The organism is Snodgrassella sp. ESL0304 (genome assembly GCF_013344995.1).
GTDB lineage: Bacteria > Pseudomonadota > Gammaproteobacteria > Burkholderiales > Neisseriaceae > Snodgrassella > Snodgrassella alvi.
In genome coordinates this window covers 115,750-140,415 of the sequence record NZ_JAAEDR010000014.1, presented here as the reverse complement: position 1 = coordinate 140,415, position 24,666 = coordinate 115,750, and the positions used below count along the sequence as shown (strand labels likewise).

At 38.3% G+C, this 24,666-nt stretch carries 20 protein-coding genes; 8 read left to right on the top strand and 12 right to left on the bottom strand.

The features are described 5' to 3' along the window. Window positions 1–218: 218 nt before the first annotated feature. From GYX91_RS07365 to GYX91_RS07345, 5 genes are all read right to left on the bottom strand, one after another. Window positions 219–905 (bottom strand): GNA1162 family protein, encoded by a 687-nt coding sequence (locus tag GYX91_RS07365; RefSeq protein ID WP_174830441.1) that lies wholly within the window; start codon window positions 903–905, stop codon window positions 219–221. Then, window positions 905–1,261 (bottom strand): DUF4810 domain-containing protein, encoded by a 357-nt coding sequence (locus tag GYX91_RS07360; RefSeq protein ID WP_174830439.1) that lies wholly within the window; start codon window positions 1,259–1,261, stop codon window positions 905–907. Before GYX91_RS07360 ends, GYX91_RS07365 begins: the two co-directional genes overlap by 1 nt. A 32-nt stretch (window positions 1,262–1,293) precedes the next feature. Continuing rightward, window positions 1,294–1,956 carry a CsgG/HfaB family protein gene (locus tag GYX91_RS07355; protein WP_025331098.1) on the bottom strand — a complete coding sequence of 221 codons (663 nt, stop codon included), beginning with the start codon at window positions 1,954–1,956 and terminating at the stop codon, window positions 1,294–1,296. A gap of 113 nt (window positions 1,957–2,069) precedes the next feature. Beyond that, window positions 2,070–2,816 carry a pseudouridine synthase gene (locus GYX91_RS07350; protein WP_037474852.1) on the bottom strand — a complete coding sequence of 249 codons (747 nt, stop codon included), beginning with the start codon at window positions 2,814–2,816 and terminating at the stop codon, window positions 2,070–2,072. Next, the gene (locus tag GYX91_RS07345) at window positions 2,813–3,970 is read right to left on the bottom strand and encodes a class I SAM-dependent RNA methyltransferase (protein WP_174830437.1); all 1,158 of its coding nucleotides are present in this window, start codon (window positions 3,968–3,970) and stop codon (window positions 2,813–2,815) included. Before GYX91_RS07345 ends, GYX91_RS07350 begins: the two co-directional genes overlap by 4 nt. Before the next feature lie 202 nt (window positions 3,971–4,172). Here GYX91_RS07345 and GYX91_RS07340 point away from each other — a divergent pair, with 202 nt between their 5' ends. After that, entirely contained in the window at window positions 4,173–4,457 is a 285-nt protein-coding gene (locus GYX91_RS07340; protein WP_037391720.1) for a YciI family protein, read from the top strand. A gap of 120 nt (window positions 4,458–4,577) precedes the next feature. On the opposite strand, the gene GYX91_RS07335 is transcribed toward GYX91_RS07340, so the two are convergent. Next, window positions 4,578–5,636, bottom strand: coding sequence for a bifunctional transcriptional activator/DNA repair enzyme AdaA (locus GYX91_RS07335; RefSeq protein WP_037391718.1), 1,059 nt, complete (start codon window positions 5,634–5,636; stop codon window positions 4,578–4,580). Between the two features lie 349 nt (window positions 5,637–5,985). Between GYX91_RS07335 and GYX91_RS07330 the strand changes: the two genes are divergently transcribed. The 7 genes from GYX91_RS07330 to GYX91_RS07300 all read left to right on the top strand — a co-directional run bounded on the left by GYX91_RS07330 (window position 5,986) and on the right by GYX91_RS07300 (window position 19,241). Then, a complete protein-coding gene (locus GYX91_RS07330; protein ID WP_174830435.1) occupies window positions 5,986–8,988 on the top strand; it encodes a tetratricopeptide repeat protein in 3,003 nt (1,000 codons plus the stop codon). Window positions 8,989–9,309: 321 nt separating this feature from the next. Further along, window positions 9,310–11,373 carry an SEL1-like repeat protein gene (locus tag GYX91_RS07325; RefSeq protein ID WP_174830433.1) on the top strand — a complete coding sequence of 688 codons (2,064 nt, stop codon included), beginning with the start codon at window positions 9,310–9,312 and terminating at the stop codon, window positions 11,371–11,373. A gap of 168 nt (window positions 11,374–11,541) precedes the next feature. Next, entirely contained in the window at window positions 11,542–12,732 is a 1,191-nt protein-coding gene (locus tag GYX91_RS07320; RefSeq protein ID WP_174830431.1) for an SEL1-like repeat protein, read from the top strand. A gap of 175 nt (window positions 12,733–12,907) precedes the next feature. Beyond that, entirely contained in the window at window positions 12,908–14,302 is a 1,395-nt protein-coding gene (locus GYX91_RS07315) for a tetratricopeptide repeat protein (protein ID WP_174830430.1), read from the top strand. A gap of 269 nt (window positions 14,303–14,571) precedes the next feature. Beyond that, complete coding sequence (gene mutY, locus GYX91_RS07310) at window positions 14,572–15,645, top strand: A/G-specific adenine glycosylase (protein ID WP_174830428.1); 1,074 nt, start codon at window positions 14,572–14,574, stop codon at window positions 15,643–15,645. Between the two features lie 440 nt (window positions 15,646–16,085). Then, on the top strand, window positions 16,086–18,776 hold the full coding sequence (gene mgtA, locus GYX91_RS07305) for a magnesium-translocating P-type ATPase (protein WP_174830426.1): 2,691 nt from the start codon (window positions 16,086–16,088) through the stop codon (window positions 18,774–18,776). A 222-nt stretch (window positions 18,777–18,998) separates the two neighbouring features. Further along, window positions 18,999–19,241, top strand: coding sequence for a helix-hairpin-helix domain-containing protein (locus GYX91_RS07300; protein WP_041880310.1), 243 nt, complete (start codon window positions 18,999–19,001; stop codon window positions 19,239–19,241). Window positions 19,242–19,342: 101 nt separating this feature from the next. On the opposite strand, the gene GYX91_RS07295 is transcribed toward GYX91_RS07300, so the two are convergent. From GYX91_RS07295 to GYX91_RS07270, 6 genes are all read right to left on the bottom strand, one after another. Then, a complete protein-coding gene (locus tag GYX91_RS07295; protein WP_084565356.1) occupies window positions 19,343–20,611 on the bottom strand; it encodes a glycerate kinase in 1,269 nt (422 codons plus the stop codon). Between the two features lie 31 nt (window positions 20,612–20,642). Beyond that, window positions 20,643–21,500 carry a LysR family transcriptional regulator gene (locus GYX91_RS07290; RefSeq protein WP_174830424.1) on the bottom strand — a complete coding sequence of 286 codons (858 nt, stop codon included), beginning with the start codon at window positions 21,498–21,500 and terminating at the stop codon, window positions 20,643–20,645. Window positions 21,501–22,072: 572 nt separating this feature from the next. Further along, window positions 22,073–22,525, bottom strand: coding sequence for a hypothetical protein (locus tag GYX91_RS07285; protein WP_084547915.1), 453 nt, complete (start codon window positions 22,523–22,525; stop codon window positions 22,073–22,075). Window positions 22,526–23,107: 582 nt separating this feature from the next. After that, complete coding sequence (locus GYX91_RS07280) at window positions 23,108–23,575, bottom strand: DUF3592 domain-containing protein (RefSeq protein WP_037394511.1); 468 nt, start codon at window positions 23,573–23,575, stop codon at window positions 23,108–23,110. A 150-nt stretch (window positions 23,576–23,725) separates the two neighbouring features. Further along, window positions 23,726–23,923, bottom strand: coding sequence for a hypothetical protein (locus tag GYX91_RS07275; protein ID WP_174830422.1), 198 nt, complete (start codon window positions 23,921–23,923; stop codon window positions 23,726–23,728). Between the two features lie 154 nt (window positions 23,924–24,077). Next, entirely contained in the window at window positions 24,078–24,527 is a 450-nt protein-coding gene (locus GYX91_RS07270; protein WP_174830420.1) for a DUF3592 domain-containing protein, read from the bottom strand. Between the last annotated feature and the right edge of the window lie 139 nt (window positions 24,528–24,666).

Here is a 24,666-nt window from a genome sequence, read left to right as displayed (position 1 = left end):
TTTCGCAGTTTTGTCTGATAACAATTTAGGTGAAAACAGTGGTAATGGCAATGGAAAAATCTGCTGGTTTGATGGTATTTTGTTTCATGTACCCGTTTTTAAAGGTGCATTTTATTATTTGGCCGGATGCTTTCCGGATTTTGGGTACTTACAGTTTAAATGCAGAATGATTGATTGGCATGTAAGTCTGTAAAGATGCTTTTATTGAGAGAGGTAAGTTAATTTACAGATTCAACGGGGATAACCGGTTTTTTATATCCGGGATTGTAAGGTCCGAAGAGTATGCTATTAGTTTCCTCAGCTGACAGTAAACCGGTATCTACTGCACCGGCAACGATATAAGCTTTATCGGAGACTTTATTTGAAATCTGTGTAATCACGGCATTGACCATCAGTGAAAAAATATCATTGTTGCTATTATTACTGGAATCTATGGTGATATTTTTTTCTCCGCTCCAGATAATCGAACCGTTTTTAGCATCTATCAGTTTGGCTTCTACGGTAACTGTGGTAACGCTACTGATTACTTTGTATTTTGTGCCATAGTCTTTTACGTTTAAGTACAGGATGGCATCAGGATTGTAAATCTGTCTGATTTTGTTTATGTCTATTGCCTGAATTTCAGCTCCATCATTCAGACCATTGTCTTTAAATGTTTCATTAACCAGAGCTACAGGAAAAACATAATAACCTGATTCAGCTAATGGTTGTGTTGTCTGAGCCAATACAGCATATGGTGCTTTTGTATCAACTGAGGAGCTGGTGGGCAGTAATACCAGAATAGAATGCGGATCACTTTGCCGGAATTTGCTGTAATTATGCGGTTGTGGCTGGTAATGAGAGGTGGAACAGGCGTAAAGTAAAGTAGTAACCGCCAGAGAAAGCAGTAATTTGAAAAAGCGCATTATGATTTATCTTTGTCAATATTTTTTAACAGGAAGTTCATATAAGTTGCTGATTCGGGAAAAGCGGCTTTTTCTTTTTCAAACTGAGCTTTAGCACCGGCGCGGTTGCCGGCCTGTGCATACAGCATCCCCAGATGTGCATGGGCTCCCGGTGCCGGCTTACTGTGATGACTGGCGGCATCAATAAAATATTTTTCCATACCGGCAATCTGTTCTTCCAGTGAGGTTTTACCGTCCAGTGCCTGATATTGCAGTTTGTGATAATCACCCCAGTAGTAAAGTGTGGCAGACTGACTCTGATGAGCGTATACAGCCAGTATCAGGGTCGCGAAGGCGGTTGTTATTATTTTTTTCATTTCGGATTTGATGTGTGCAGAAAGGTTTTATGTTAAGGCTGAGGATTCCATTGTCCTGATTCAATGCCATTAACCAGATTGTTTACTGCTTCTCGAATGGCTAAATCAAGCACTTTTCCGTTAAGGGTTCCGTCATAGCTGGCATAGCCGCCGGTACCGAGTATTTCGCGTGTGGAAAGTTTGAATTCTCCGGCACCCTGACTTGAATAAACGATTTCTGCTGTTTGCACATCAATGATGTTAAGGGTAACTTTGGCATAGGCTACCTGAGTTTTTCCCTGACCAAGAATGCCGAATAATTGTTCATCACCTATAGTTTTACGTCCGAATTCTGAAATATCACCAGTTACAATGTAGCGCGCGCCCTTGAGCTTTTGTTGCATACCGTTGATATTGGCTTCATTACGGATTTCATCCAGATTAGTACGATCCAGAACAATAAAACGACCTGTTTGCTGTAAATCAGTCATCAGAATGGTTTTCGCCTGACTGGTAAGCTGATTATTGCTGTTGCTGAAAATACCGCCGCCCAGATTACCACGGCTGTCAAACTTCCCTACAGCCAGCTGAGTTTTTATGCCGTTGTATGCTTGCTGATAAGTGGCTACTTTGGGAGTGTTGATTACTTGTGATGTTTCTGTTGCACAAGCGGATAGCAGGCTGGCACTCAGCAGGGTAAGATAAATTTTTTTCATATTGAGCTGCATATATTATTTCTTCAGCTTGTATCTGGGAAAATATTGATGTTAAAAGATATTATTAGTATTTTCAATTAAATATAATTTATATCCGTTCAGGTTGCAGAGTATCAGAATTTTTCCTGCGGGCTTAAATAACGCCATTGTCCTGGTGGCAAGGCACCCAGTTTGATTTTACCCATGCGTACCCGTTTCAGACCGGTTACACGTAAGCCTACCAGTTCACACATGCGTCTGATTTGGCGTTTTTTACCTTGTTTAAGTATAAAACGCAGCTGATCCTGATTTTGCCAGCTGACTTTAGCCGGCCGCAGTTTTTCACCGTCAAGACTTAATCCGTGGTTCAGCAGCGCCAGACCGCTTTCACTCAGTTTGCCGGTTACGCGTACGAGATATTCTTTTTCGATACCACTGTGTTCACCGATCAGCTGTTTGGCAATACGCCCGTCCTGAGTAAGTACCAGCAAGCCTACCGAATCGATATCCAGACGGCCGGCCGGCGCCAGATGGCGTGTATGCTCCGGCTGAAACTGAATGCGGCTTTTGTCTTCCTGCCAGTGGTTGGCTTCGGTAATCAGCTCAACGGCCGCACGATAACCTTTTTCCGGCTGCGCGCTGACAAAGCCTACTGGCTTATTCAGTAGAATGGTAACGCGTTCGGCTTGCTGACGATGCGCCTGCCGGTCGAGGTCGATGCGATCACTATTAAAAACTTTTTGTCCAAGTACGGCAGTTTTACCATTAACTTTTACCCAGCCCTTTTCAATATAGCTGTCTGCTTCACGGCGTGAGCATAAACCCAGTTGCGCCATGCGCTTTGACAGACGCTGAGCTTCGTTTTGTTCTGTAGTTGTCATGCTTTATGCTCTTTTTGTCGATTAGAACCGGCTACCATATCCAGCAGGAACAGGCGGCAATCCAGATTACCGTTAAACAATGGGATTTTACGTTTTGGTGACAAACGCATCAGTTTAGGCATATCACGGTCGGCGCTGAACATACCGATCAGCCAGCCGGCAAAATGTTGTTTCAGCCAGCTGCCTAATTGAGGATATAAAGCGTGTAAAAGCTGAATTTCAGAAAGGCGGACACCATAAGGCGGATTGCTTATCATGATGCCGTTTTTTCCGTTCGGACGGGTATCCAAAGCATCAGTTACCTGCCATTGAATATATTGCTCCATACCGGCATAGCGGGAGTTGTCCTGAGCCAGTCTGATTAGCCTGCTATCAATATCTGCTCCGAAAACCGGTGCAGATGGCTGGTGTATGGCTGCCTGAGCAGCGCGACGCAGCTGCTGCCATAAATTATCATTATAATTATTCAGCTTTTCAAAACCGAAAGCACGTTCCAGCCCGGGTGCTGTGCCGGTGGCAATCAGTGCGGCTTCAATGGCAAGAGTACCACTGCCGCAAAAAGGATCCATAAAGGGCTGGCTGCCGTTATAGCCAGCCAGTAACAGTAAACCGGCTGCCAGATTTTCACGTAATGGTGCTTCACCGGTGTCACTGCGGTAGCCACGTTTAAATAAGGCTTCACCACTGCTGTCCAGATAAACAGATATTTCGTTTTTCTCAATAAAGACATGAATGCGGATATCCGGACGAAATTTTTCTATACTGGGGCGGCGGCCGGTTTTATCGCGAAATACATCGCAGATAGCATCTTTTACTTTGAGGGCAGCAAAATTAAGGCTGTTGATTTGTGCCTGTTTGCCTTCGATATGAATTTTGAAATTTTTATCTACGTCAAACCATTCAGGCCAGCAGATTTTCCGGGCCAGTTGATAAATTTCGTTTTCGTTGCGAAAGTGGCCGGTAGTCAGACGGATAAGTACCCGGCTGGCTACACGGCTGTGCAGATTAATTTTGTATACGCTGGCTAAATCACCTGTAAGTGCGATACCGCCGTCACAATTATGAATCTGCTCACAGCCCAGGGTAACCAGTTCCTGATTTAATATGGTTTCCAGCCCGCGCGGACAGCTTACGAAAAGAGAATATGAATTCATGCAGTACTTTATTTAAAGAAGATAGGACATGCTAAATTGGTTTGCGCATGTATAAATAGTATGATTGTAATATTGAAGTTTATGTGCTGACTATTGTTTATGTTTTCGGGCTTGCAAATTTGAGTGATTAAGCGTGAAGATAACCTTAAGAAGAAAAGGGATAAGAAGTCTGTATATGTCTAATTAATCGGGGATAAATACCATGTTTATTTTTAAACTGCATTATTTGAAGTCGATAGAAGAAGTAGAAAAATATTTGCCTGCTCATCTGAATTATTTGCAGGAACACTATGATAGTGGTGATTTTATTGCTTCCGGCCGGCAGGTACCGCGCATCGGCGGAGTTATTCTGTGCCGGGCGGCCAGTAAAGAATCGGCGCAGTCTATTATGGTTAAAGATCCGTTTTACATTCATCAGATTGCCGAATATGAACTGATTGAATTTATACCGACAAAATATGCATCAGGTTTTGAAGCGTTTATTTAAAAAAATTTTCAGAATGCTGTTTACTTGTTTTTTGTGTTACAGGCAGATAAACGGTAAATCATCATTATGCCGATGCTCAAATCACATTACTGGTTTTATTAGCCTGATGTGTAAACAATTTTATGATTTAAGATTACTTTTTTCATGGTCAATCAGCCATTTTTTACGTTCCAGCCCACCGCCGTAGCCGGTTAATTTACCATTGGAGCCGATTACTCTGTGACAGGGGATAATAATAGCAATACGATTAAAACCATTGGCATTGGCTACAGCCCGGACTGCCTGAGGATTATGCAGTTTTTCTGCCTGTTGTTTATAGGTAGTGAGTTCTCCGTAGGGGATCTGTTTGAGACAATTCCAGACTGCCTGTTGAAAATCAGTGCCGGGAGTATGTAGTGGAATAGAAAAATATTTTCGTTTTCCTTCAAAATATTCCTTAATTTGAATTCTGGTCTGAATGATATGTTCATTTTCACCAAAAATAATTGTAGCATTCAGTAATTGCTGTAATTGTTTAAACTCTGTTTCTAACATCCGCCGGTCGACGAATTCCAGCAAACAGACTCCCTGTTGCGTAGCGCAGACAAACATCGGACCTATAGGCGTGGTCAGCCGGTTAATAAGTATGATGTTGTTGTTTAAATGGCCGGATGGTGAGTTTTTAGCAATTTTTTTATAGATATAGCCAAAGCCGCTTAATGATCCATAACCATTATCGAAAGCGACATCTATTATTTTTTTACCGGTTTTCAATTCCTGATATGCCTGATTAATCCGGTACATTCTCTGATATGCCTGAAAAGTAATTCCATAATTTTTTTTAAACCAGCGGCGAACAATTTCCGGACTGATTTCATGTGCTCTTAATACGGAATCAGAAATTTTTATCTTCGGATTCTGAGTAATCATTTTTATGGCATTAATAATCTGTTCGGGTGCCTCATTGGCATTTTCAGTCGGACGGCAAATTTTACATGGGCGGTAACCTGCATTCAGAGCTTCTTTGACTGTATAAAAAAATTCTGTGTTTTCTAATTTAGGCTTTTTTGCTCTGCATGTTGCGATACAAAATATTGAGGTGGTTTTCACACCTGCATAAAAAATACCAATATAACTTTGATCTTTTGTGAGTAAGGCCTGATAGTATTTTTTGATTTCATTTATCTCTGTAACTGGCATTTAAAATATACTTTCCTGTATTTTGTGAACACTGTAAACTAATTCATCTGCCTGCAATGATGTAGTTAAATTACTTTTTATGCATAATTTCATTAGGTGTTTTTAAGTTAAAAGATTATGTAATTAGGTTCTGGAATGAGCATAGTTAAATTTGCTCCGATGTAGTTTCTGTTGATGTAGCAGTAAATAAAAAGATATTAAAAATTAATGCTGACAATAACAACCGAAAAATGGATAACTATTTTTATAATTTGAATTATTAGATTGTATGATTTAATCTCTTTGTAATTCAAAATAAAAATATTGTGAAAATAATATAAATCGGTTTTGCAAAATGAGTAATGAAAAGATGGAAACAAAAAAATCAGATAAGTTTTTAAGTACTCTGGAAGCAGCTCAAAAAGGAGATGCGGATGCCCAATTTGCTATGGGTGGTATGTGTGAAGATGGAGATGGAACGGAGCAAAATTATGTAGCTGCCTATAAATACTATAAACTTGCTGCAGACCAGGGAAATATTGATGCACAAGTCAATTTAGGTCTTTTATATGCGTATGGTAATGGCGTAGAACAGAATTATGAAAAGGCAGCTGAATATTATGCAGCTGCAGCTGCGAAGGGAGATGCTATTGCCCAGTATAATTTAGGTCTATTGTATGAAAATGGTGATGGTGTAGAAAAGAATTATGCAAAAGCATTTGAATGTTATGCAGCTGCGGCTAAGCAGGGAGATGCTATTGCTCAGTATAACTTAGGTGATTTGTATTATTTCGGTAAAGGTACAGAACAGAATTACACTAAAAGCTTTGAATATTTTCAGTTAGCTGCGCAACAAGGTAATAGTGATGCCCAATTTGCTCTTGGTCTTATGTATGAGGATGGAAAAGGAACGGAGCAAAATTATACAGAGGCATATAAATACTATAAGCTGGCTGCCGAACAGGGAAATATCGATGCACAAGTCAATTTAGGTAATTTATATTGCTTTGGAAAAGGAGTAGAGCAAAATTACACTAAAAGCTTTGAATACTATCAGTTAGCCGCGCAACAGGAAGATGCTACTGCTCAGCGTTATTTAGGTAATTTATATTACTTTGGAAAAGGAGTAGAACAAAATTACACTAAAAGCTTTGAATATTATAAATTAGCCGCGCAACAAGGTGATAGTGAAGCACTATACACTTTAGGATATATTTATGACGTTGGAGAGGTAATTGCTCAGGATTATGCAGAGGCACATAAATATTTTAAGCAGGCTGCCCGGCTCGGAAATATTAGTGCACTATTGAGTTTAGGTATTCTATATGAATATGGTCAAGGTGTAGAGCAGAATTATGAAAAGGCAGCTGAATATTATTCAGCTGCAGCTGCACAGGGAGATGCTGCTGCCCAATTTAATTTGGGTGTATGCTATGAAAAGGGCGAGGGTGTAGATCAGAGCTATGAAAAGGCAGTTGAATATTATTCAGCAGCAGCTGAACAGGGAGATGCTGTTGCCCAATGTAATTTAGGTAGATTGTATGAAAATGGTGATGGTGTTGAGCAGAATTATGAAAAGGCGGTTGAGTATTATTTGGCTGCAGCTGCACAGGGAGATGCTGCTGCCCAATTTAATTCGGGTGTATGCTATGAAACGGGCGATAGTGTAGAGCAGAATTATGAAAAGGCAGCAGAGTATTATTCAGCTGCTGCAGCACAGGGACATGCAAATGCTCAGTGTAATTTAGGTGTATTGTATGAAAATGGCGAGGGTGTAGATCAGAGCTGTGAAAAGGCATTTGAATATTATTCAGCTGCAGCTGAACAGGGACATGCTGCTGCCCAGTGTAATTTAGGTAGATTGTATGAAAATGGTGATGGTGTAGAGCAGAATTATGAAAAGGCGGCAGAATATTATGCAGCTGCAGCTGAACAGGGATATGCTAATGCCCAGTGTAGTTTAGGTATATTGTATGAAAATGGTGATGGTGTAGAGCAGAATTATGAAAAGGCAGCAGAGTATTATTCAGCTGCAGCTGAACAGGGACATGCAAATGCTCAGTGTAATTTAGGTGTATTGTATGAAACGGGCGATGGTGTAGATCAGAGCTGTGAAAAGGCGGTTGAATATTATTCGGCTGCAGCTGAACAGGGAGATGCTGTTGCCCAGTGTAATTTAGGTAGATTATATGAAAATGGTTATGGTGTAGAGCAGAACTATGAAAAAGCGGCTGAGTATTATAAATTTGCTGCGCAACAGGGGGATAGTAATGCCCAATTTAATTTGGGTTTATACTATGAAAAGGGCGATGGTGTAGATCAGAGCTATGAAAGGGCGGCAGAATATTATTCAGCTGCAGCAGCACAGGGACATGCTGCTGCCCAATGTAATTTAGGATTTTTATATCACAACGGCGATGGTGTAGAGCAGAATTATGAAAAGGCAGCAGAGTATTATTCGGCCTCAGCAGAACAGGGAGATGCTGCTGCCCAGTGTAATTTAGGTATATTGTATGAAGATGGTTATGGTGTAGAGCAGGATTATGAAAAGGCAGCAGAGTATTACTCAGCAGCGGTAGCACAGGGATATGCTGTTGCTAAGTATAATTTAGGTATATTGTATGAAAATGGTTATGGTGTAGAGCAGAATTATGAAAAGGCAGCAGAGTATTATTCAGCTGCAGCAGCACAGGGAAATGCAAATGCTCAGTGTAATTTAGGTGTATTGTATGAAAATGGCGATGGTGTAGAGCAGAATTATGAAAAGGCAGCAGAGTATTATTTAGCAGCAGCTACACAGGGACATGCTGTTGCCCAGAGTAATTTAGGTAATTTATATTGCTATGGTAGAGGTGTAGAAAAAAATTACAACAAAAGTTTTAAATATCATCAGTTAGCTGCGCAACAAAACTATGGTGAATCACAATATCAACTAGGTTTGATGTATTGTAAAGGTCTTGGAGTAAAACTGAGTAAGATTAATGCTTATAAATATTATTTACAAGCATCTACGCAAAAGCATGTTAATGCCGAGAATGAACTGGGATGCATGTATGCTGAAGGTAAGGGAATAAAACAAAATTTTAAAATAGCAAGGGATTATTTTTATTCAGCCGCCAGAAAAGGACATAGTGGAGCACTAAATAAGTTAGGACTTATGTTTCTCTCAGGAAATGGTGTACGGCAGAATTATATGAAAGCAGTATATTACTTTTGTTTGGCAGCAAAACGAGGTGAAACAGAGGCATGGCACAATTTAGGAATAATGTATGCCGATGGTCAGGGTGTGAAAAAAAATAAACGCATTGCCCGGCAACTGATCAAAAGAAGCGCGGTATACAAAAAAACGGGGACACGTAGATTTTATCAGTGATTAATCTAAAACTGATGGAAGAAATAAAGCGTAGTATTCAGGCTGAATAAACATTACTGTATTAAAGTATGATTGAAAAATTAAATAGAATTAATTCGATGATTAATGATATTTAAAAAAGTCTGAAATCCGATATTTTAAGAGCAGATTTTTTATATTCACTGTTTATACTCAATACAAATATTAAGAATGATTGCTAATGATATACAAAATGATGACTATTTTTGTTATTGGTATCAGCGTTTAGGTTTATCTGTATTTTATAAATACAATAAATTGAGAATATTTTAAAAGCAATCTTGTAAAAGGAATAATAAGTATATGGAAACAAAAAAATCAGATAAATTTTTAAGTACTCTGGAAGCGGCTCAAAAAGGAGATGCGGATGCCCAATTTAACCTGGGTTTTATGTATGAGAACGGAGAAGAAACAGAACAAAATTATGCAGAGGCATATAAATACTATAGGCTGGCTGCCGAACAGGGAAACATTGGAGCACAAGTCAATTTAGGTTTATTTTATAGTGAGGGTTATGGAGTAGAGCAGAATTATGAAAAGGCAGCTGAATATTATGCAGCTGCAGCTGCACAGGGAGATGCTATTGCTCAGTATAATTTAGGTCTATTGTATGAAAATGGTGATGGTGTAGAACAGGATTATGCAAAAGCATTTGAATGTTATGCAGCTGCGGCTAAGCAGGGAGATGCTATTGCTCAGTATAACTTAGGTGATTTGTATTATTTCGGTAAAGGTACAGAACAAAATTACACTAAAAGCTTTGAGTATTGTCAGTTGGCTGCGCAACAGGGTGACAGTGATGCTCAATTTACTCTGGGTATCATGTATGAGAAAGGTAAGGGAACAGAGCAAAATTATGCAGAAGCATATAAATACTATAAGCTGGCTGCCAAGCAGGGAAATAGTGATGCACAAGTTAATTTAGGTATTTTATATCAAAACGGTGATGGTGTAGAAAAGAATTATGCAAAAGCATTTGAGTGTTATCAGGCTGCCGCTGGGCAAGGAAATCCTAGCGCTCAATATTATGCAGGTAGTATGTATTATTATGGTAAAGGTGTAGAACAAAGCTTCATTAAAAGTATTGAATATTATAAGTCAGCTGCGGAACAGGGAAATAGTGATGCACAATTTACTTTGGGTATCATGTATGAGAAGGGTAAGGGAACAGAGCAAAATTATGCAGAAGCATATAAATACTTTAAGCTGGCTGCTGAACAAGGAAATATTAGGGCACAAATCAATTTAGGCACTTTGTATTATGAGGGTAAGGGTGTAGAACAGAATTATGCAAAAGCAATTAAGTATTATCGATTAGCTGTGCAACAAGGTGATAGTGATGTGCAATTTCATCTGGGTAATATGTACAGAGATGGAGAGGGGACAGCACAAGATTATACTGAAGCATATAAATACTATAGACTGGCTGCTGAACAGGGAAATATTGATGCACAAATTAATTTAGGTATTTTATATAAGTATGGTTTTGGTGTAGAACAGGATTATGCAAAAGCATTTGAGTATATTGCAGCAGCTGCTGAGCTTGGAAATGCCACTGGACAGTGTAATTTAGGTGATTTGTATTATTTCGGTAAAGGTGTAGAACAGAATTACATTAAAAGTATTAAATATTATAAATTAGCTGCGCAACAGGGTAATAGCGATGCCCAAAATAAACTGGGTGTTATATATGAATGTGGACGGGGAATAGAACAAGATTTTGCAGAAGCATACAAATATTATAAGTTTGCAGCAGAACAGGGAAATATTGATGCACAAGTTAATTTAGGTGATTTGTATTATTTCGGTAAAGGTAGAGAACAGAATTACGCTAAAAGCTTTGAATATTTTCAGTTAGCTGCGCAACAAGGCAATAGCGATGCACAATTTGCTCTGGGTCTTATGTATGCAAAAGGAGAAGGAAAGGAGCAAAATTATACAGAGGCATGTAAATATTATAAGCTGGCTGCGGAACAGGGAAATAGTGATGCACAAATTAATTTAGGTATTTTATATGAAAACGGTAAGGGTGTAGAAAAGAATTATAAAAAAGCATTTAGGTATTATCTGGCTGCCGCTGAGCAAGGAAATCCTATCGCTCAATATTATGCAGGTAGTATGTACTATTATGGTAGAGGTGTAGAACAAAGCTATATTAAAAGTATTGAATATTATAAGCTAGCTGCGGAACAGGGAGATAGTGATGCACAATTTTCTCTTGGTCTTATGTATGAGGATGGAGAAGGAACGGAGCAAAATTATACAGAGGCATATAAATACTATAAGCTGGCGGCAGTACAAGGACACTCTGGAGCTCAGAATAATCTGGAGCTTATGCAAGAAAATGGTTTTGGAATAAAGAAATAAAAGTATTTTCAGAAAATTTATAAAAAAGTAGTACAAAAATCTTTGATGATGTCTGAATGCTATATAACTTTTTTATTATTGATCTCTATGATTGAGGTTATTTATATTTGCAGATAAAAATATTCTGAAAAAAATTTAAAAGCTTACTGTAAAAGGAATAATAAAAAGATGGAAACGAAGAAATCAGATAAATTTTTAAGTACTCTGGAAGCGGCTCGAAAGGGAAATGCGAATGCACAATTTGCTCTGGGTGTTATGTTTGAGAATGGAGAAGAAACAGAGCAAAATTATGCAGAAGCATATAAATACTATAAGCTGGCCGCAAAACAGGGAAATATCGATGCACAATTCAATTTAGGTTTATTGTATAGCGAGGGCTATGGCGTAGAGCAGAATTATGAAAAGGCAGCTGAATATTATGCGGCTGCAGCTGCACAGGGAGATGCTTCCGCTCAATGTAATCTGGGTATATTGTATAGTGATGGTTATGGTGTAGAGCAGAATTATGAAAAGGCAGCTAAGTATTATTCAGCTGCAGCTGCACAGGGAAATGCAAATGCTCAGAGTAATTTAGGTATATTGTATGAAGATGGTTATGGTGTAGAGCAGAATTATGAAAAGGCAGCTGAGTATTATTTGGCTGCAGCTGCACAGGGAGTTGATATTGCCCAAAGTAAATTAGGATTTTTATATTACAACGGCTATGGTGTAGAGCAAAATTATGAAAAGGCGGTTGAGTATTATTCAGCTGCAGCTGCGCAAGGAGATGTTACTGCCCAGTATAACTTAGCTAATTTATATTACTATGGAAAAGGCGTAGAACAAAATTATACTAAAAGTATTGAATGCTATCAGTTAGCAGCGCAACAGGGTAATAGTAAGGCACAATTTACTTTAGGATATATTTATAAAACTGGTGAAGGTGTTGCTCAGGATTATGCGGAGGCATATAAATATTATAAGCTGGCTGCAGAACAGGGAAATAGTGATGCACAAATTAATTTAGGTATTTTATATGAAAACGGTGATGGTGTAGAACAGAATTATGCAAAAGCATTTGAGTATTATCTGGCTGCCGCTGAGCAAGGGAATCCTATTGCTCAATATTATGCAGGTAGTATGTATTATTATGGTAAAGGTGTAGAACAAAGCTTCATTAAAAGTCTTGAATATTATAAGCCAGCTGCGGAACAAGGAAATAGTGATGCACAATTTGCTCTGGGTTTTATGTATATAAATGGTGAAGGAGCAGAGCAAAATTATGCAGAGGCATATGAGTACTTTAATCTGGCGGCAGAACAAGGACACTCTGGAGCTCAGCATAATCTGGAGCTTATGAAGAAAATGGTTTTGGAATAAAGAAATAAAAGTATTTTCAGAAAATTTATAAAAAAGTAGTACAAAAATCTTTGATGATGTCTGAATGCTATATAACTTTTTTATTATTGATCTCTATGGTTGAGGTTGTTTATATTTGCAGATAAAAATATTCTGAAAAAGTTTAAAAGCTTACTGTAAAAGGAATAATAAGAAGATGGAAACAAAAAGTTCAGATAATTTTTTATGTGTTCTGGAAGCGGCAAAAAAAGGAGATGTTAATGCCCAATTTACTATTGGATTAATGTATTACAAGGGTGCAGGCGTTGAGCAGAATTATATTAATGCTTTTAACTATTTTAAGTTAGCATCTGAACAAGGTGATAGTGGTGCTCAATATAATTTAGGCGTGATGTATTACTATGGAGAAGGAGTAAAACAGGATTTTACAAAGGCATTTTATTATTGTCGGTTATCTGCTGAACAAGGGAATGAAGATGCTTTGCTCAGTCTGGCAAACATGTATGAAAAAGGTAATAGTCTTCAGCAGGATTATGATAAAGCTATATATTATTATCAGCTAGCCTCTGATAGAGGAAATATAAATGCACAGTTTCATTTAGGATATGTTTACTATAATGGTATAGGGGTAGAACAAAATTTTGCGCAGGCATTTAAGTATTATCAACTGGCTGCTAAACAAGGACATGCCGATGCTCTGACTAATCTGGGTATGATGTATAGCGAAGGTTCAGGCGTCAAACAGAATCACAAACAAGCCTTAAAGTATTTTCATATTGCAGCTTTAAAGAACAGTCCGGAAGCACTATTTAATCTTGGTGCATATTACAGATATGGCTATGGTGGTATTGAACAAAATGATACCGAAGCTATTAAATATTATAAATTAGCGGCTGATCAGGGTAATGCAATTGCACAATATAATCTGGGCGTAATTTATGAGTTTGGTCAGATTGTCCCGGCTGATTATTCTAAATCAGTTAAATATTATAAACTGGCAGCCAAAAAAGGGTATTCTTACGCTATCTATAATTTAGGGCTGATGTTGTTTAATGGTAAGGGTATTGAACAAGATTATCAGAGAGCTGCTCAGTGTTATCGTCTTGCTGCTAAAAAGGGATTGGCAGCTGCACAATATAATATGGGATTAATGTATTTCAAAGGTACAGAGATAGAACAGAATTATGAAGAGGCTGTCAAATATTTTCAATTAGCGGCAGATCAGGGAAAAATTGGTGCTCAGGCTCATTTGGGGTATTTGTATAGTGAGGGAGAGGGTGTTAAACAAGATTATATAAAATCATTAAAATACTACCAATTGGCTGCCGACCAGGGAGATTCGTTCTCACAAAATAGCTTAGCTAATATGTATGAGAATGGTGAAGGAGTGAAACAGGACTTTGCAAAAGCAGCCAAATATTATCAGCTGGCGGCTAAACAGGAAAATGCAGATGCTCAGTATAATCTGGCCTATATGTTTTTGAATGGTACCGGTGTCAAACAAAATAAACGGATAGCTAAAGAATTATTCGGTAAGAGCTGTAAAAATGGTAATCAGGAAGCTTGTGAAATATACAATCAATTGAAATAAAACCATATTGGTTATCATGGATATTATTTTTCATTTTAAAACTATGAATTCTGAAATTTTTTTACAGTAGATTTTAATAAGTAGTCACTGTTATTTAAATTTTATATCATGAAATTTAACACTATTGATAATATTTCTCTGTTTATGATTATGAAATAATTTTGCTTTTCTAAAGCAGATTCTTGTTTTATGTCTATAATTACCCATATTAGTTTATTACCTGAATTATTCAGGCTGATCATGATTTTTTTATGTTAAATTAGGGTGTTATGAATAAACAAGCAGTGCAGGAGGCGGAGTTTGCTCCTCGCCTGGTAAGCTGGCAGCGTCAGCATGGCCGGCATGGTCTGCCATGGCAGTGTCGTGAACCATATAAGGTATGGTTATCGGAAATTATGTTGCAGCAAACGCAGGTGTCCACGGTACTTGATTATTATCCGCGCTTTCTGGCTGCATTTCCTGATGTCCGGGCACTGGCGGCGGCTGATGAAGATAAAGTGCTGGGTCTGTGGCAAGGGCTGGGCTACTACAGTCGTGCACGCAATTTGCATAAGGCTGCCAGACAAGTTATATCTGAATTTTCAGGAAATTTTCCACACAGTCGTGTGGAATTACAAACTTTATGTGGTGTAGGTCGCAGTACGGCAGCAGCGATTGCTGCATTTTGCTTTGATGCACGCGAAACCATTCTGGATGGTAATGTAAAGCGGGTATTGTGCCGGGTTTTTGCTCTGGACGGTGATATTGCGAATAAAGCTTTTGAAGATCAGCTCTGGCGCAAAGCAGAAGCTTTGCTGCCACTTAATGCAGCAGATATGCCGGCTTATATTCAGGGGTTGATGGATTTGGGAGCAACGGTATGTAAGCGCAGTAAGCCAATATGCTGTTCATGTCCGATGAACGATCTGTGTCAGGCATATGCCCAGAACCGTATTGCTGAATTACCGCGTAAGAAAAAAGCTGTAAGTGTAAAAAATTTATCGCTATATTGGCTGGTTTTACGTAACTGTGATGGTGCAATATTTTTGCATAAACGTCCTGCTAAAGGAATATGGGGTGGTTTATGGTGTGTACCATGTGCAGACAGTCTGGATGATTTGTATAAACTTGCTGCAAAGTTTGGTTGTACTGCTGAAGATTTAACTGAAGGTATTGAATTCAGTCATCGTTTAACTCATCGTCAATTGCTTATTCTGCCTTTTGCTGCTCAGATAAATACCGGGCAGGATGCTGCATCTTGTGCAATAACTGGTGAATGGGTATCAGCCAATAATCTGAATGCATATGGTATCCCTAAACCGTTATATGATTATCTGAACGTAAAACAGAGCAGTCTTTTTTAATTTGATTATTATGTTAATAGCATAATTTTTAACCGCTATTTTGCTGCGTATATTTATTTTTAAATTTGTCTGTTTTATGTGCATATTATCGTTATTAATATTATATATTGTGAATAATATTGTTTTTTAATTTGTATAGCGTAAATATAATTGACACTGACATCACAAATATGTATAAACGCTATCTTGCTGAAATATTGCTGTCTTTCAGATGTTTTAGTTATTCAGACAGAATAAAGAAGAGAAAGCTGTTGTTTCAGTAAGGTGTGCTTAATTCTATGTATTAAGTATCTGATTATTTAACCGGGAATAAAACAATGGAAGAAGATTCGAGTCGACCGTTTATTTTATTAAAACAACAACTGCAACAAGGCCGTTGATGTTTCCGGGTTAACAGTATCTGCCGACCGGGAAATATCATGGTCGGTGAGGTACTGTTTATGAAAAAATTCAAAAAAATCATTTCCCAACCAGTGGTAATCAAGGCTGTGCTGGAGTCCCGCAATAGTCTTGACCGTACACTGTCTAATTTACAGACCAGTTTAAATGGTCTGACTGAGCAGGATGTTAAAGAAAGACTGATCAGTTTTGGCAATAATGATGTAGTGCACGATAAAGCACCATCAGTCTGGCTGCAATTATTACTAGCCTTTAAAAATCCGTTTATTTTTGTTTTACTGGCGCTGGCTTTGGTAAGCTTTTTCACTGATTATCTGATTCCTTTGCATAATGGCGAAGAAACCAGTGTGAGCGGTATTACAATAATTCTGGTAATGGTTCTGCTCAGTGGTGTACTCAGTTTCTGGCAGGAATATCGTTCCAATAAGGCTGCACAGGCGCTGAAATCTATGATCAGCACCACTGCTACAGTAGTGCGCCGCAGCCATAGAGATATCAATGCAGAACAGCTTGAAGTACCGATTAAAGAAGTAGTACCGGGAGATATTATTTTGTTATCTGCCGGCGATATGGTACCGGCTGATGTGCGTCTGATTGAATCACGTGATTTGTTTATCAGTCAGGCCGTACTGACCGGTGAGTCTATTCCGGTAGAGAAATCTGATACTCTTGGCATGAATAGCTCGCTAGCTATTGAAGAGCAGCCATTATCAGCTGATCCGCTGGATGCAGAAAACATCTGCTTTATGGGTACTAATATTGTCAGTGGTACGGCTAAAGCTGTGGTTGTGGCAACAGGAAATGATACCTATTTTGGCTCTCTGGCCAAATCCATTGTCGGTACACGCAGCCAGACTGCGTTTGATCGCGGTGTAAACAGTGTAAGCCATCTGCTGATTCGTTTTATGCTGGTTCTGGTACCGGTGGTGTTGCTGATTAATGGCTTCACTAAGGGAGACTGGGGTGATGCTGCCCTGTTTGCACTTGCTGTTGCTGTCGGGCTGACTCCTGAGATGCTGCCCATGATTGTCAGTGCCAATCTGGCTAAAGGTGCTATGGCCATGGCACGGCGTAAGGTAGTGGTAAAACGCCTGAGTGCTATTCAGAATTTCGGTTCAATGGATATTTTATGTACAGATAAAACCGGTACATTAACTCAGGATAAAATTATTCTTGAGCATTACACGAATATTCATGGCAATAATGATAGTGAAGTTTTGCAACTGGCCTGGTTAAACAGTTCCTATCAGAGCGGTATGAAAAATCTGATGGATAAAGCCATTGTGCGTTTTGCACAGGAGCCTGAAAACAGGGCGGGTATCAGCGATGGCGGCTATCATAAAATTGATGAATTACCGTTTGATTTTATTCGCCGGCGTTTATCTGTGGTTTTACAGGATGAAGAACAGCGCCATGTGCTGATTTGTAAGGGCGCAGTGGAAGAAATGCTGTCTATTTCCAGCTGTGTTTATGAGCACGGAGAATATCTGCCATTAGATGCAGCGCGGCGGGAACAATTGCTGGCTTTAGCTGAAAGCTATAATAAGGAAGGTTTCCGGGTACTGGCGATTGGTAAAAAATACATTAGTACTGAAGCTCAGAAAGCACAATATGCAGTTGCTGATGAAACTGAGCTTACTCTGTGCGGCTTTCTGACTTTTCTAGATCCGCCGAAAGACAGTGCTGCACAGGCTATTGCTGCGCTGAGTGAAAATGGTGTGGCTGTTAAGGTTTTAACTGGTGATAATGCGATTGTTACCCGTAAGATTTGTTATGAAGTCGGAATTGAAGCCGGACAGCCTTTACTAGGTAGTGAAATTGAGGCTCTAAGTGATGAGGTACTGAAACCTCTGCTGGAAAAACATACTGTATTCGCCAAACTAACACCATTACAGAAATCACGGATTATTCGTCTGCTTCAGGAAAACGGACATACAGTCGGTTTTCTTGGTGACGGTATCAATGATGCTCCGGCTCTGCGCGATGCCGATGTCGGTATTTCTGTGGATACGGCTACTGATATTGCCAAAGAATCGGCTGATATTATTCTGCTGGAAAAAAGTCTGATGGTATTGGAAGAGGGCGTAATCAAAGGACGTGAAACTTTTGGCAATATTATTAAATATCTGAATATGACTGCCAGCTCTAATTTTGGCAATGTGTTTTCAGTATTGTTTGCCAGTGCGTTCCTGCCATTTCTGCCTATGCTGGCTATTCAGTTACTGATTCAGAATCTTCTGTATGATTTTTCTCAGCTATCATTGCCGTGGGATAAAATGGATGAGGAATTTTTGCGTAAACCGCGTAAATGGGATGTATCCAATATCAGCCGTTTTATGCTGTTTATCGGTCCTATTTCCTCTATATTTGATATCAGTACTTTTGCGCTGATGTGGTTTGTGTTCCATGCTAATGCGCCGGAAGTGCAGAATCTGTTTCATTCCGGCTGGTTTGTAGAAGGTTTATTGTCACAGACTCTGGTAGTACATATGCTGCGTACCCGCAGAATACCGTTTGTACAAAGTACCGCTGCTTTACCGGTATTGCTGATGACAGGGTTAATTATGGCTATTGGTATTTATATTCCGTTTTCGCCGATTAGCAGCTGGATCGGGCTGGTACCGCTGCCATGGCAATATTTCCCCTGGCTGGTACTGACACTGGGTTGTTACTGTGTTGTGACTCAGATAGTGAAACGCTGGTATATTCGCCGTTTCGGACAGTGGTTCTGAGTATTATGTAAAAAAAGCGAGTTGAGTACTCGCTTTTTTCAGGTCTGAATCAGACAGGGATAAGCTAAATACTGATTTTATTGCCTGAATACTTTTATCAGGATGAGTATAAGAACTGGCAATTTTAAGATTGAATCTGATTATTTTTCAGTTTGCTGTATAACTGATATTTATAGTATTTTAAATCATATTGAAATTATTATATTCAGAAGAGGGAAATAAATGGCATTTACTGAAACTGAAAAAGCGGCTTTGCTTACTGTAAAAGGGGTAGGAGAAAAGGTAATTATGCGTCTGGAGCAGATGGGTATTGATTCATTGGATAAGCTTGCCCGTGCAAACCCGCAGGATATCACTGAGCAGGCAGCCAGTCTGGTTGGCAGCAGCTGCTGGAAAAATAGTCCGCAAGCCAAAGCAGCTATCACTATGGCAGTAGATTTTGCGCGTGGGAAAATTCAGAAATAAGCAAATCTGTATAGTTTAGAGCAATTAACTGCAGTATGTCTGATAAAAATATACTATTTATTAACAACAATTTATCAGGTTAGTTTTTACTATTATTTAATTTACAGCACTAAGATTGCACGAAAGTCATTGATATTGGTTAATGTCGGGGTTGTCACCAGTAGTTGTCCAGTTGTGCTAAAAAAATCATATGCATTATGAATATTCAGCATGTCTTGTGCTGATATTCCGGCCTGTTCAGCTCGAAGTAATGTATCAGGTGTTAGCCATGCTCCGGCATTATCTTCGCTGCCATCAATACCATCTGTATCGGCAGCCAGTGCATAGATATTGTTTGCTCCATTCAGAGCAATAGCTAGTGCCAGTAAAAATTCAGTGTTACGACCGCCGCGTCCTTGTTGCCGGTTCAGGGTAACAGTGGTTTCTCCACCGCTGAGAATCAGCAAAGGTTTACTGCGTTGATGCCGGTTTTGCTGAAATAGAGCGATTCCGGCCATCACCTGAGCCACCTCCCGTGCTTCGCCACCTATACGGTCTCCCAGATATAGTACTTCAACTTCCTGATTGATTGCCCAATTTTGCACGGCAGTAAATACCTGATCAGGGTTAATAATTATGTGAGCACTGCTGTTTGGAAGATTTTTAGGTGTTTCTGCATCAGCTTTGTTTAAATAGGTGATAACACTTGCGGGGAGGTCGATTTGGTATTGATTAACAATACGTTTAATATCAGCCAGGGTGGTAGGATCGGGCACACCTGCGCCAGAGCCTATGGTACTGATATCATCACCAACTACATCTGAAATAGCCAGGGTGGTGATATGTGCTGGTGCTGCTGCGGCAGCCAGTCGACCGCCTTTGATGCGAGAAAGATGTTTCCGCAGTGTATTCATGGCGTCTATGGGAACACCATTACTAAGTAACTGGCGGTTAATATATTGCTTATCAGCCAGTGTGATGCTGCTAACAGGCAGTGTGGTCAGAGCGGAAGCGCCGCCGGAAACGAGATAATAAACCTGATCGTGCGGATTTAGTCCGCTAACAGCATTAAGTAAGGCCTGAGCAGCAGCCTGTCCGGCAGTGTCCGGCAGGGGATGACTGGCTTCGAGTACTTTGATGTGCTTTGTAGGGGTAGTGTGTCCGTAGCGGGTAACAACGACACCGGATAATGGCGGATAGTCTTGCGGCCAGATTCTTTCCCATTCAGCCGCCATGGCAGCAGCAGCTTTGCCTGCACCGACAACTATCACTCGTCCGCATGGATTGGTCTGTGGTAACCAGTTACTCATTTTATTCACCGGACTAGCTTCTTCGATAGTATAGCGAAATAATTGCTGTAAAAAGCTGATGGCATTATCGTGGCTGAGCATACTGTTCTCCCCTTAGACTTTTTATTGGATTTTAGCGGTTTTTAGCAGTTTCAAATTTTTCTGCCAGAAAATCAATAAAACTGCGCACTTTAGCGCTGAGAAATTCACGATTCATATAGGCTGCATACAGTGTATGGCTTTCCGGACAAGCGATGTGTTCGATGATTTCTAAACGTTTTTGTTGTATATCTTCTCTTACCATCCATTCAGGCAAGTATGCCAGTCCCATATGATTAAGCGCCATCTTGTGTATTAGCAGAGCACTGTTACTGGTACAGGCAGGAATAAGCGGTAAATCAAGATGAACGTATTGTGGTAACAGTCCATAATGCTGTTTCAGGTCTGCTACAGTATGCGGCATGCCGTATTTTTGCAGATATTTCGGGCTGGCTACCCATAAAAAATCAATGCGGGTAATGGGTTTAACAATGAGATTGGGTTCAGGGTTATTGGTGACACGTAAAGCAAGATCGATACCCTCTGCAACCAGATCGGTACGCCGGCTGTCCAGGTTGATGGATAAACTTACTTCCGGAAATTGCTGCCGGTATTCTGACAGAATTTCACTAAACTGACGTGAAGCACACCAGTTAGGAGCGGTAATTTTAAGTAAGCCCTGCGGTTTGACTGTCCCCGCCTGTGCAATACGTTTGGCTTCGGTAAGTGTATCCAGTGCTTCTACGCAGCGATGATAGTATTCCTGTCCGGCTTCGGTAAGGCTGATGCGACGGCTGGTACGGTTGAGTAGTTTAGCCTGTATGTTTTTTTCCAGATGATGCAGGTGTTTACTGGCCATCGCAGTAGAAATATCCATAAATTCAGCTGCTTTAGTGAAGCTGCCTAACTCTACTACGTAACGGAAAACCCACATGCTTTGTAATGTGTCCATTCTGTTTCTTTAAAGGAAATAATTATTGAATAAAAATGATATCGTTTCTTTTTAGTAAATTCAATACACTATTTTCATGTTTTTTATGAATGAATGGCAGAAATTACTATGTTTAAGATAGATAAAATTTATACTATGGGTACTGAGTTTGCTTTGGAGTTACTATGTATAGTCACAGCATTTTTATACATACAGCATACCACGGCAAAATTTTTATAGCGGTAATTTTCAATGACTGACGGGAATGGATTAATAGCGTTATTTTCGATAATAAGTGTTGCTGGTATGCAGGAATGATTGGGAAGTTTTCTGTTGCCGGCGGTGGTCATTTTTAAGACGGAAAATCGGTTTCAATAATTGCAGATTGTTACTTAAATGGCATTTTAAGCAGATGCCGGTGCTAGCGATAATTTTATGTATCTGCTGAAATAATTATTATAAACCTGGATTTATGTCTGATAAGAGTTATAAAGGTTTAATTGGAATGGATTGGATTTTTTAGGAATATATGCCAATTTCATTAGAAAAAAGATTATTTATTTTGTACTAAATTTTTTTATTTAAAACTGATGCTAATATCTTTTTTTAGATTTCCAATAATCCAGAGTTGATTTAGATTTTCGATAATAATAAATTGCAGTAATAATAATCATAAAAGATAAAAATAAATAACAATAAAACTCAAATTTACGGCTATGATTGCCTTTGATATCTGCTACTTTAGGAAAAAATTTACTATAGATAATTTTAATTGTATTACCAGGAGATAAGTGATAATCGCTACGAATATTTGTAATATAAGTTTTATTGTGTTTGTCGGTATATATAACTGTCAGTATATAGACTTCCCCAGTTTTTCTTGAGGAAAAGATAGATTCTTTGGAATCTATTACCGTAGCGAATGTTTCTTCACTGTATCTGGAAAGTATGAAAAGTAATTTTGCATCATATAAAGTTGTACCTATAATCTTAAAGCTAAAAAATATGGCAACCACTAATAAGAGGATTTTTTCTATTTTACTCATAATATAAAGAATAATAATAAATATTTACATATTAAATTAATTAAATAATATAATTTATTTATTTTTACAATTCAAGCAATATATAAAATGTTCAGAGTATTTCAAACCATGTGTCGGTTGTGTGCTCTGAACATCTTTATCAGTGATGACTTAATCAAAACGGCGGATATAACGAATTTCATTCCGGCTGATCCGGTACCTATGCGCACAATATTCTGATAATGGCGATTTTTATAACTGACGAGACTGGATCAATAGCATTTCGATAATTGGTGTTGCTGATATGCTGGAATGATTAGGAAGTTTTCTGTTGCTGACGGGGCTGTTTGTGCGGGCTGAGTGGTTTACTGTTGTTGGTCGTTTTAAGACAGAAAATAGGTTTAAATAATTGCAGATTGTTACTTAATTGGCATTTTCAGTAGACACAGGTGTCGGTAATAAATTTATGTATCTGCTGAAATAATTATTATAAACCTGGAATTATGTCTGATAAAAGTTAAATTGGAATAGATTGGATTTTTTTCAAGAATATAAGCTAATATCTTTAGAAAAAAGATTATTTATTTTGTATTAAATTTTTACTTAAAGCTTATGCTTATATTTTCTTTTGGATCTCCAAAAATTTGGACTGGATTTGAATTCCTGATACCCTTGAATTGTAAGAATAATAAAAATAAAGCAAATATATAAATTTATATTAAATTTCTTTTTGCGCAAACTGTTGTCTTTGCGATCGGCAACTTGAGGAGAAAATTTATTATAAATAATTGTAATTTTATCGCCAGGCTTCAAGCTATTTTCGGTTTTGATAGTATTTGTAATATAAGTTTTATTATATTTATCAGTAAATTCGGCTGTTACTAAATAATATTCACGATTTCTATAGACATAGGATTCGCTAGTTACTATCGTAGCTAATGTTTCTTCCCCATGTCTGGCAAGTCCGAAAATAATTTTCGCATCGGAGAAAGTTACAGCCATATATAGTGCGGTAAGGACTATAAAGCTGATATAGCAGGATATTATTATTATTTTGTTTATTTTTTTCATAATAAGGAGCTAATAACAGATATTTATATATAAAATTCATTGTACTAATATAATTTATTTATTTTTACAATTCAAGTAGTATATAAAATGTTCAGAGTATTTTAAACCATGTGCCGGTTGTGAACTCTGAACATTTTTATCAGTGATGACTTAATCGAAACGGCGGGTATAGCGGATTTCACCTCCAGCCGATCCGGTACCTATGCACACAATGCTTTGCAGTGCACGGCTAATCTGATAGATGATGCTGATGATCTGGGTCGCACTTTCAATTCCATACAGATAACAGATATAAAGATTATCAGACAGATGTTTGTCGATTGTGATGACCTGTTCTGCAGGATTCATTAGTAAAGCTGCTCTGTCTCTACTAGGTAACCAAAAACCTACACATTTTGTAATGTGTTCATTCTGTTTCTTTAAAGGAAATAATTATTCAGTAAAAAAGATATTGTTTCTCGTTAGTAAATTCAATACACTATTTTTTTATCTAAAACTGATACTAATATCTTTTTTTAAATTTCCAATAATTTGGATTGAATTTAAATTCCTGATAATAATAAATTGCAGCAATGATAATCATAAAGGAGGCGAATAGTTCTGCAGAAAAATTATTTTTACGGTTATGGTTGCCTTTGATATCGGCTACCTGAGGAGAAAATTTATTATAAATAATTGTAATTTTATCGCCAGGATTTAAGTTTTTATAGGTTTTAATATCATTTTTGATATAGGTTTTATTATAGTTGTCGGTGTATTCTACTGTCAGTATATGGAGGACTAGCCGACGTCCTTCGTCTTGGGATTTGGTATCTATTACCGTAGCTAATGTTTCTTTTCCGTGTCTGGCAAGCCCGAAAATAAATTTCGCATCGGATAGAGTTAAACCTATAATCGAAACGCTAAAAACTATGGCAGCCACTGACAAGAGTATTTTTTCTATTTTTTCCATAATAAAATTATTATAACAAATATTTACATATAAAATTAATTAAATAATATAATTTATTTATTTTTATAATTAAAGCAATATATAAAATGTTCAGAGTATTTTAAACCATGTGCCGGTTGTATACTCTGAACATTTTTAT

Bases quoted from the DNA above. Each gene is read 5' to 3' on its own strand.
- GYX91_RS07365 (WP_174830441.1), bottom strand. From the start codon at position 905: ATGCGCTTTTTCAAATTACTGCTTTCTCTGGCGGTTACTACTTTACTT.
- GYX91_RS07360 (WP_174830439.1), bottom strand. From the start codon at position 1,261: ATGAAAAAAATAATAACAACCGCCTTCGCGACCCTGATACTGGCTGTA.
- GYX91_RS07355 (WP_025331098.1), bottom strand. From the start codon at position 1,956: ATGAAAAAAATTTATCTTACCCTGCTGAGTGCCAGCCTGCTATCCGCT.
- GYX91_RS07350 (WP_037474852.1), bottom strand. From the start codon at position 2,816: ATGACAACTACAGAACAAAACGAAGCTCAGCGTCTGTCAAAGCGCATG.
- GYX91_RS07345 (WP_174830437.1), bottom strand. From the start codon at position 3,970: ATGAATTCATATTCTCTTTTCGTAAGCTGTCCGCGCGGGCTGGAAACC.
- GYX91_RS07340 (WP_037391720.1), top strand. From the start codon at position 4,173: ATGTTTATTTTTAAACTGCATTATTTGAAGTCGATAGAAGAAGTAGAA.
- GYX91_RS07335 (WP_037391718.1), bottom strand. From the start codon at position 5,636: ATGCCAGTTACAGAGATAAATGAAATCAAAAAATACTATCAGGCCTTA.
- GYX91_RS07330 (WP_174830435.1), top strand. From the start codon at position 5,986: ATGGAAACAAAAAAATCAGATAAGTTTTTAAGTACTCTGGAAGCAGCT.
- GYX91_RS07325 (WP_174830433.1), top strand. From the start codon at position 9,310: ATGGAAACAAAAAAATCAGATAAATTTTTAAGTACTCTGGAAGCGGCT.
- GYX91_RS07320 (WP_174830431.1), top strand. From the start codon at position 11,542: ATGGAAACGAAGAAATCAGATAAATTTTTAAGTACTCTGGAAGCGGCT.
- GYX91_RS07315 (WP_174830430.1), top strand. From the start codon at position 12,908: ATGGAAACAAAAAGTTCAGATAATTTTTTATGTGTTCTGGAAGCGGCA.
- mutY (WP_174830428.1), top strand. From the start codon at position 14,572: ATGAATAAACAAGCAGTGCAGGAGGCGGAGTTTGCTCCTCGCCTGGTA.
- mgtA (WP_174830426.1), top strand. From the start codon at position 16,086: ATGAAAAAATTCAAAAAAATCATTTCCCAACCAGTGGTAATCAAGGCT.
- GYX91_RS07300 (WP_041880310.1), top strand. From the start codon at position 18,999: ATGGCATTTACTGAAACTGAAAAAGCGGCTTTGCTTACTGTAAAAGGG.
- GYX91_RS07295 (WP_084565356.1), bottom strand. From the start codon at position 20,611: ATGCTCAGCCACGATAATGCCATCAGCTTTTTACAGCAATTATTTCGC.
- GYX91_RS07290 (WP_174830424.1), bottom strand. From the start codon at position 21,500: ATGGACACATTACAAAGCATGTGGGTTTTCCGTTACGTAGTAGAGTTA.
- GYX91_RS07285 (WP_084547915.1), bottom strand. From the start codon at position 22,525: ATGAGTAAAATAGAAAAAATCCTCTTATTAGTGGTTGCCATATTTTTT.
- GYX91_RS07280 (WP_037394511.1), bottom strand. From the start codon at position 23,575: ATGAAAAAAATAAACAAAATAATAATAATATCCTGCTATATCAGCTTT.
- GYX91_RS07275 (WP_174830422.1), bottom strand. From the start codon at position 23,923: ATGAATCCTGCAGAACAGGTCATCACAATCGACAAACATCTGTCTGAT.
- GYX91_RS07270 (WP_174830420.1), bottom strand. From the start codon at position 24,527: ATGGAAAAAATAGAAAAAATACTCTTGTCAGTGGCTGCCATAGTTTTT.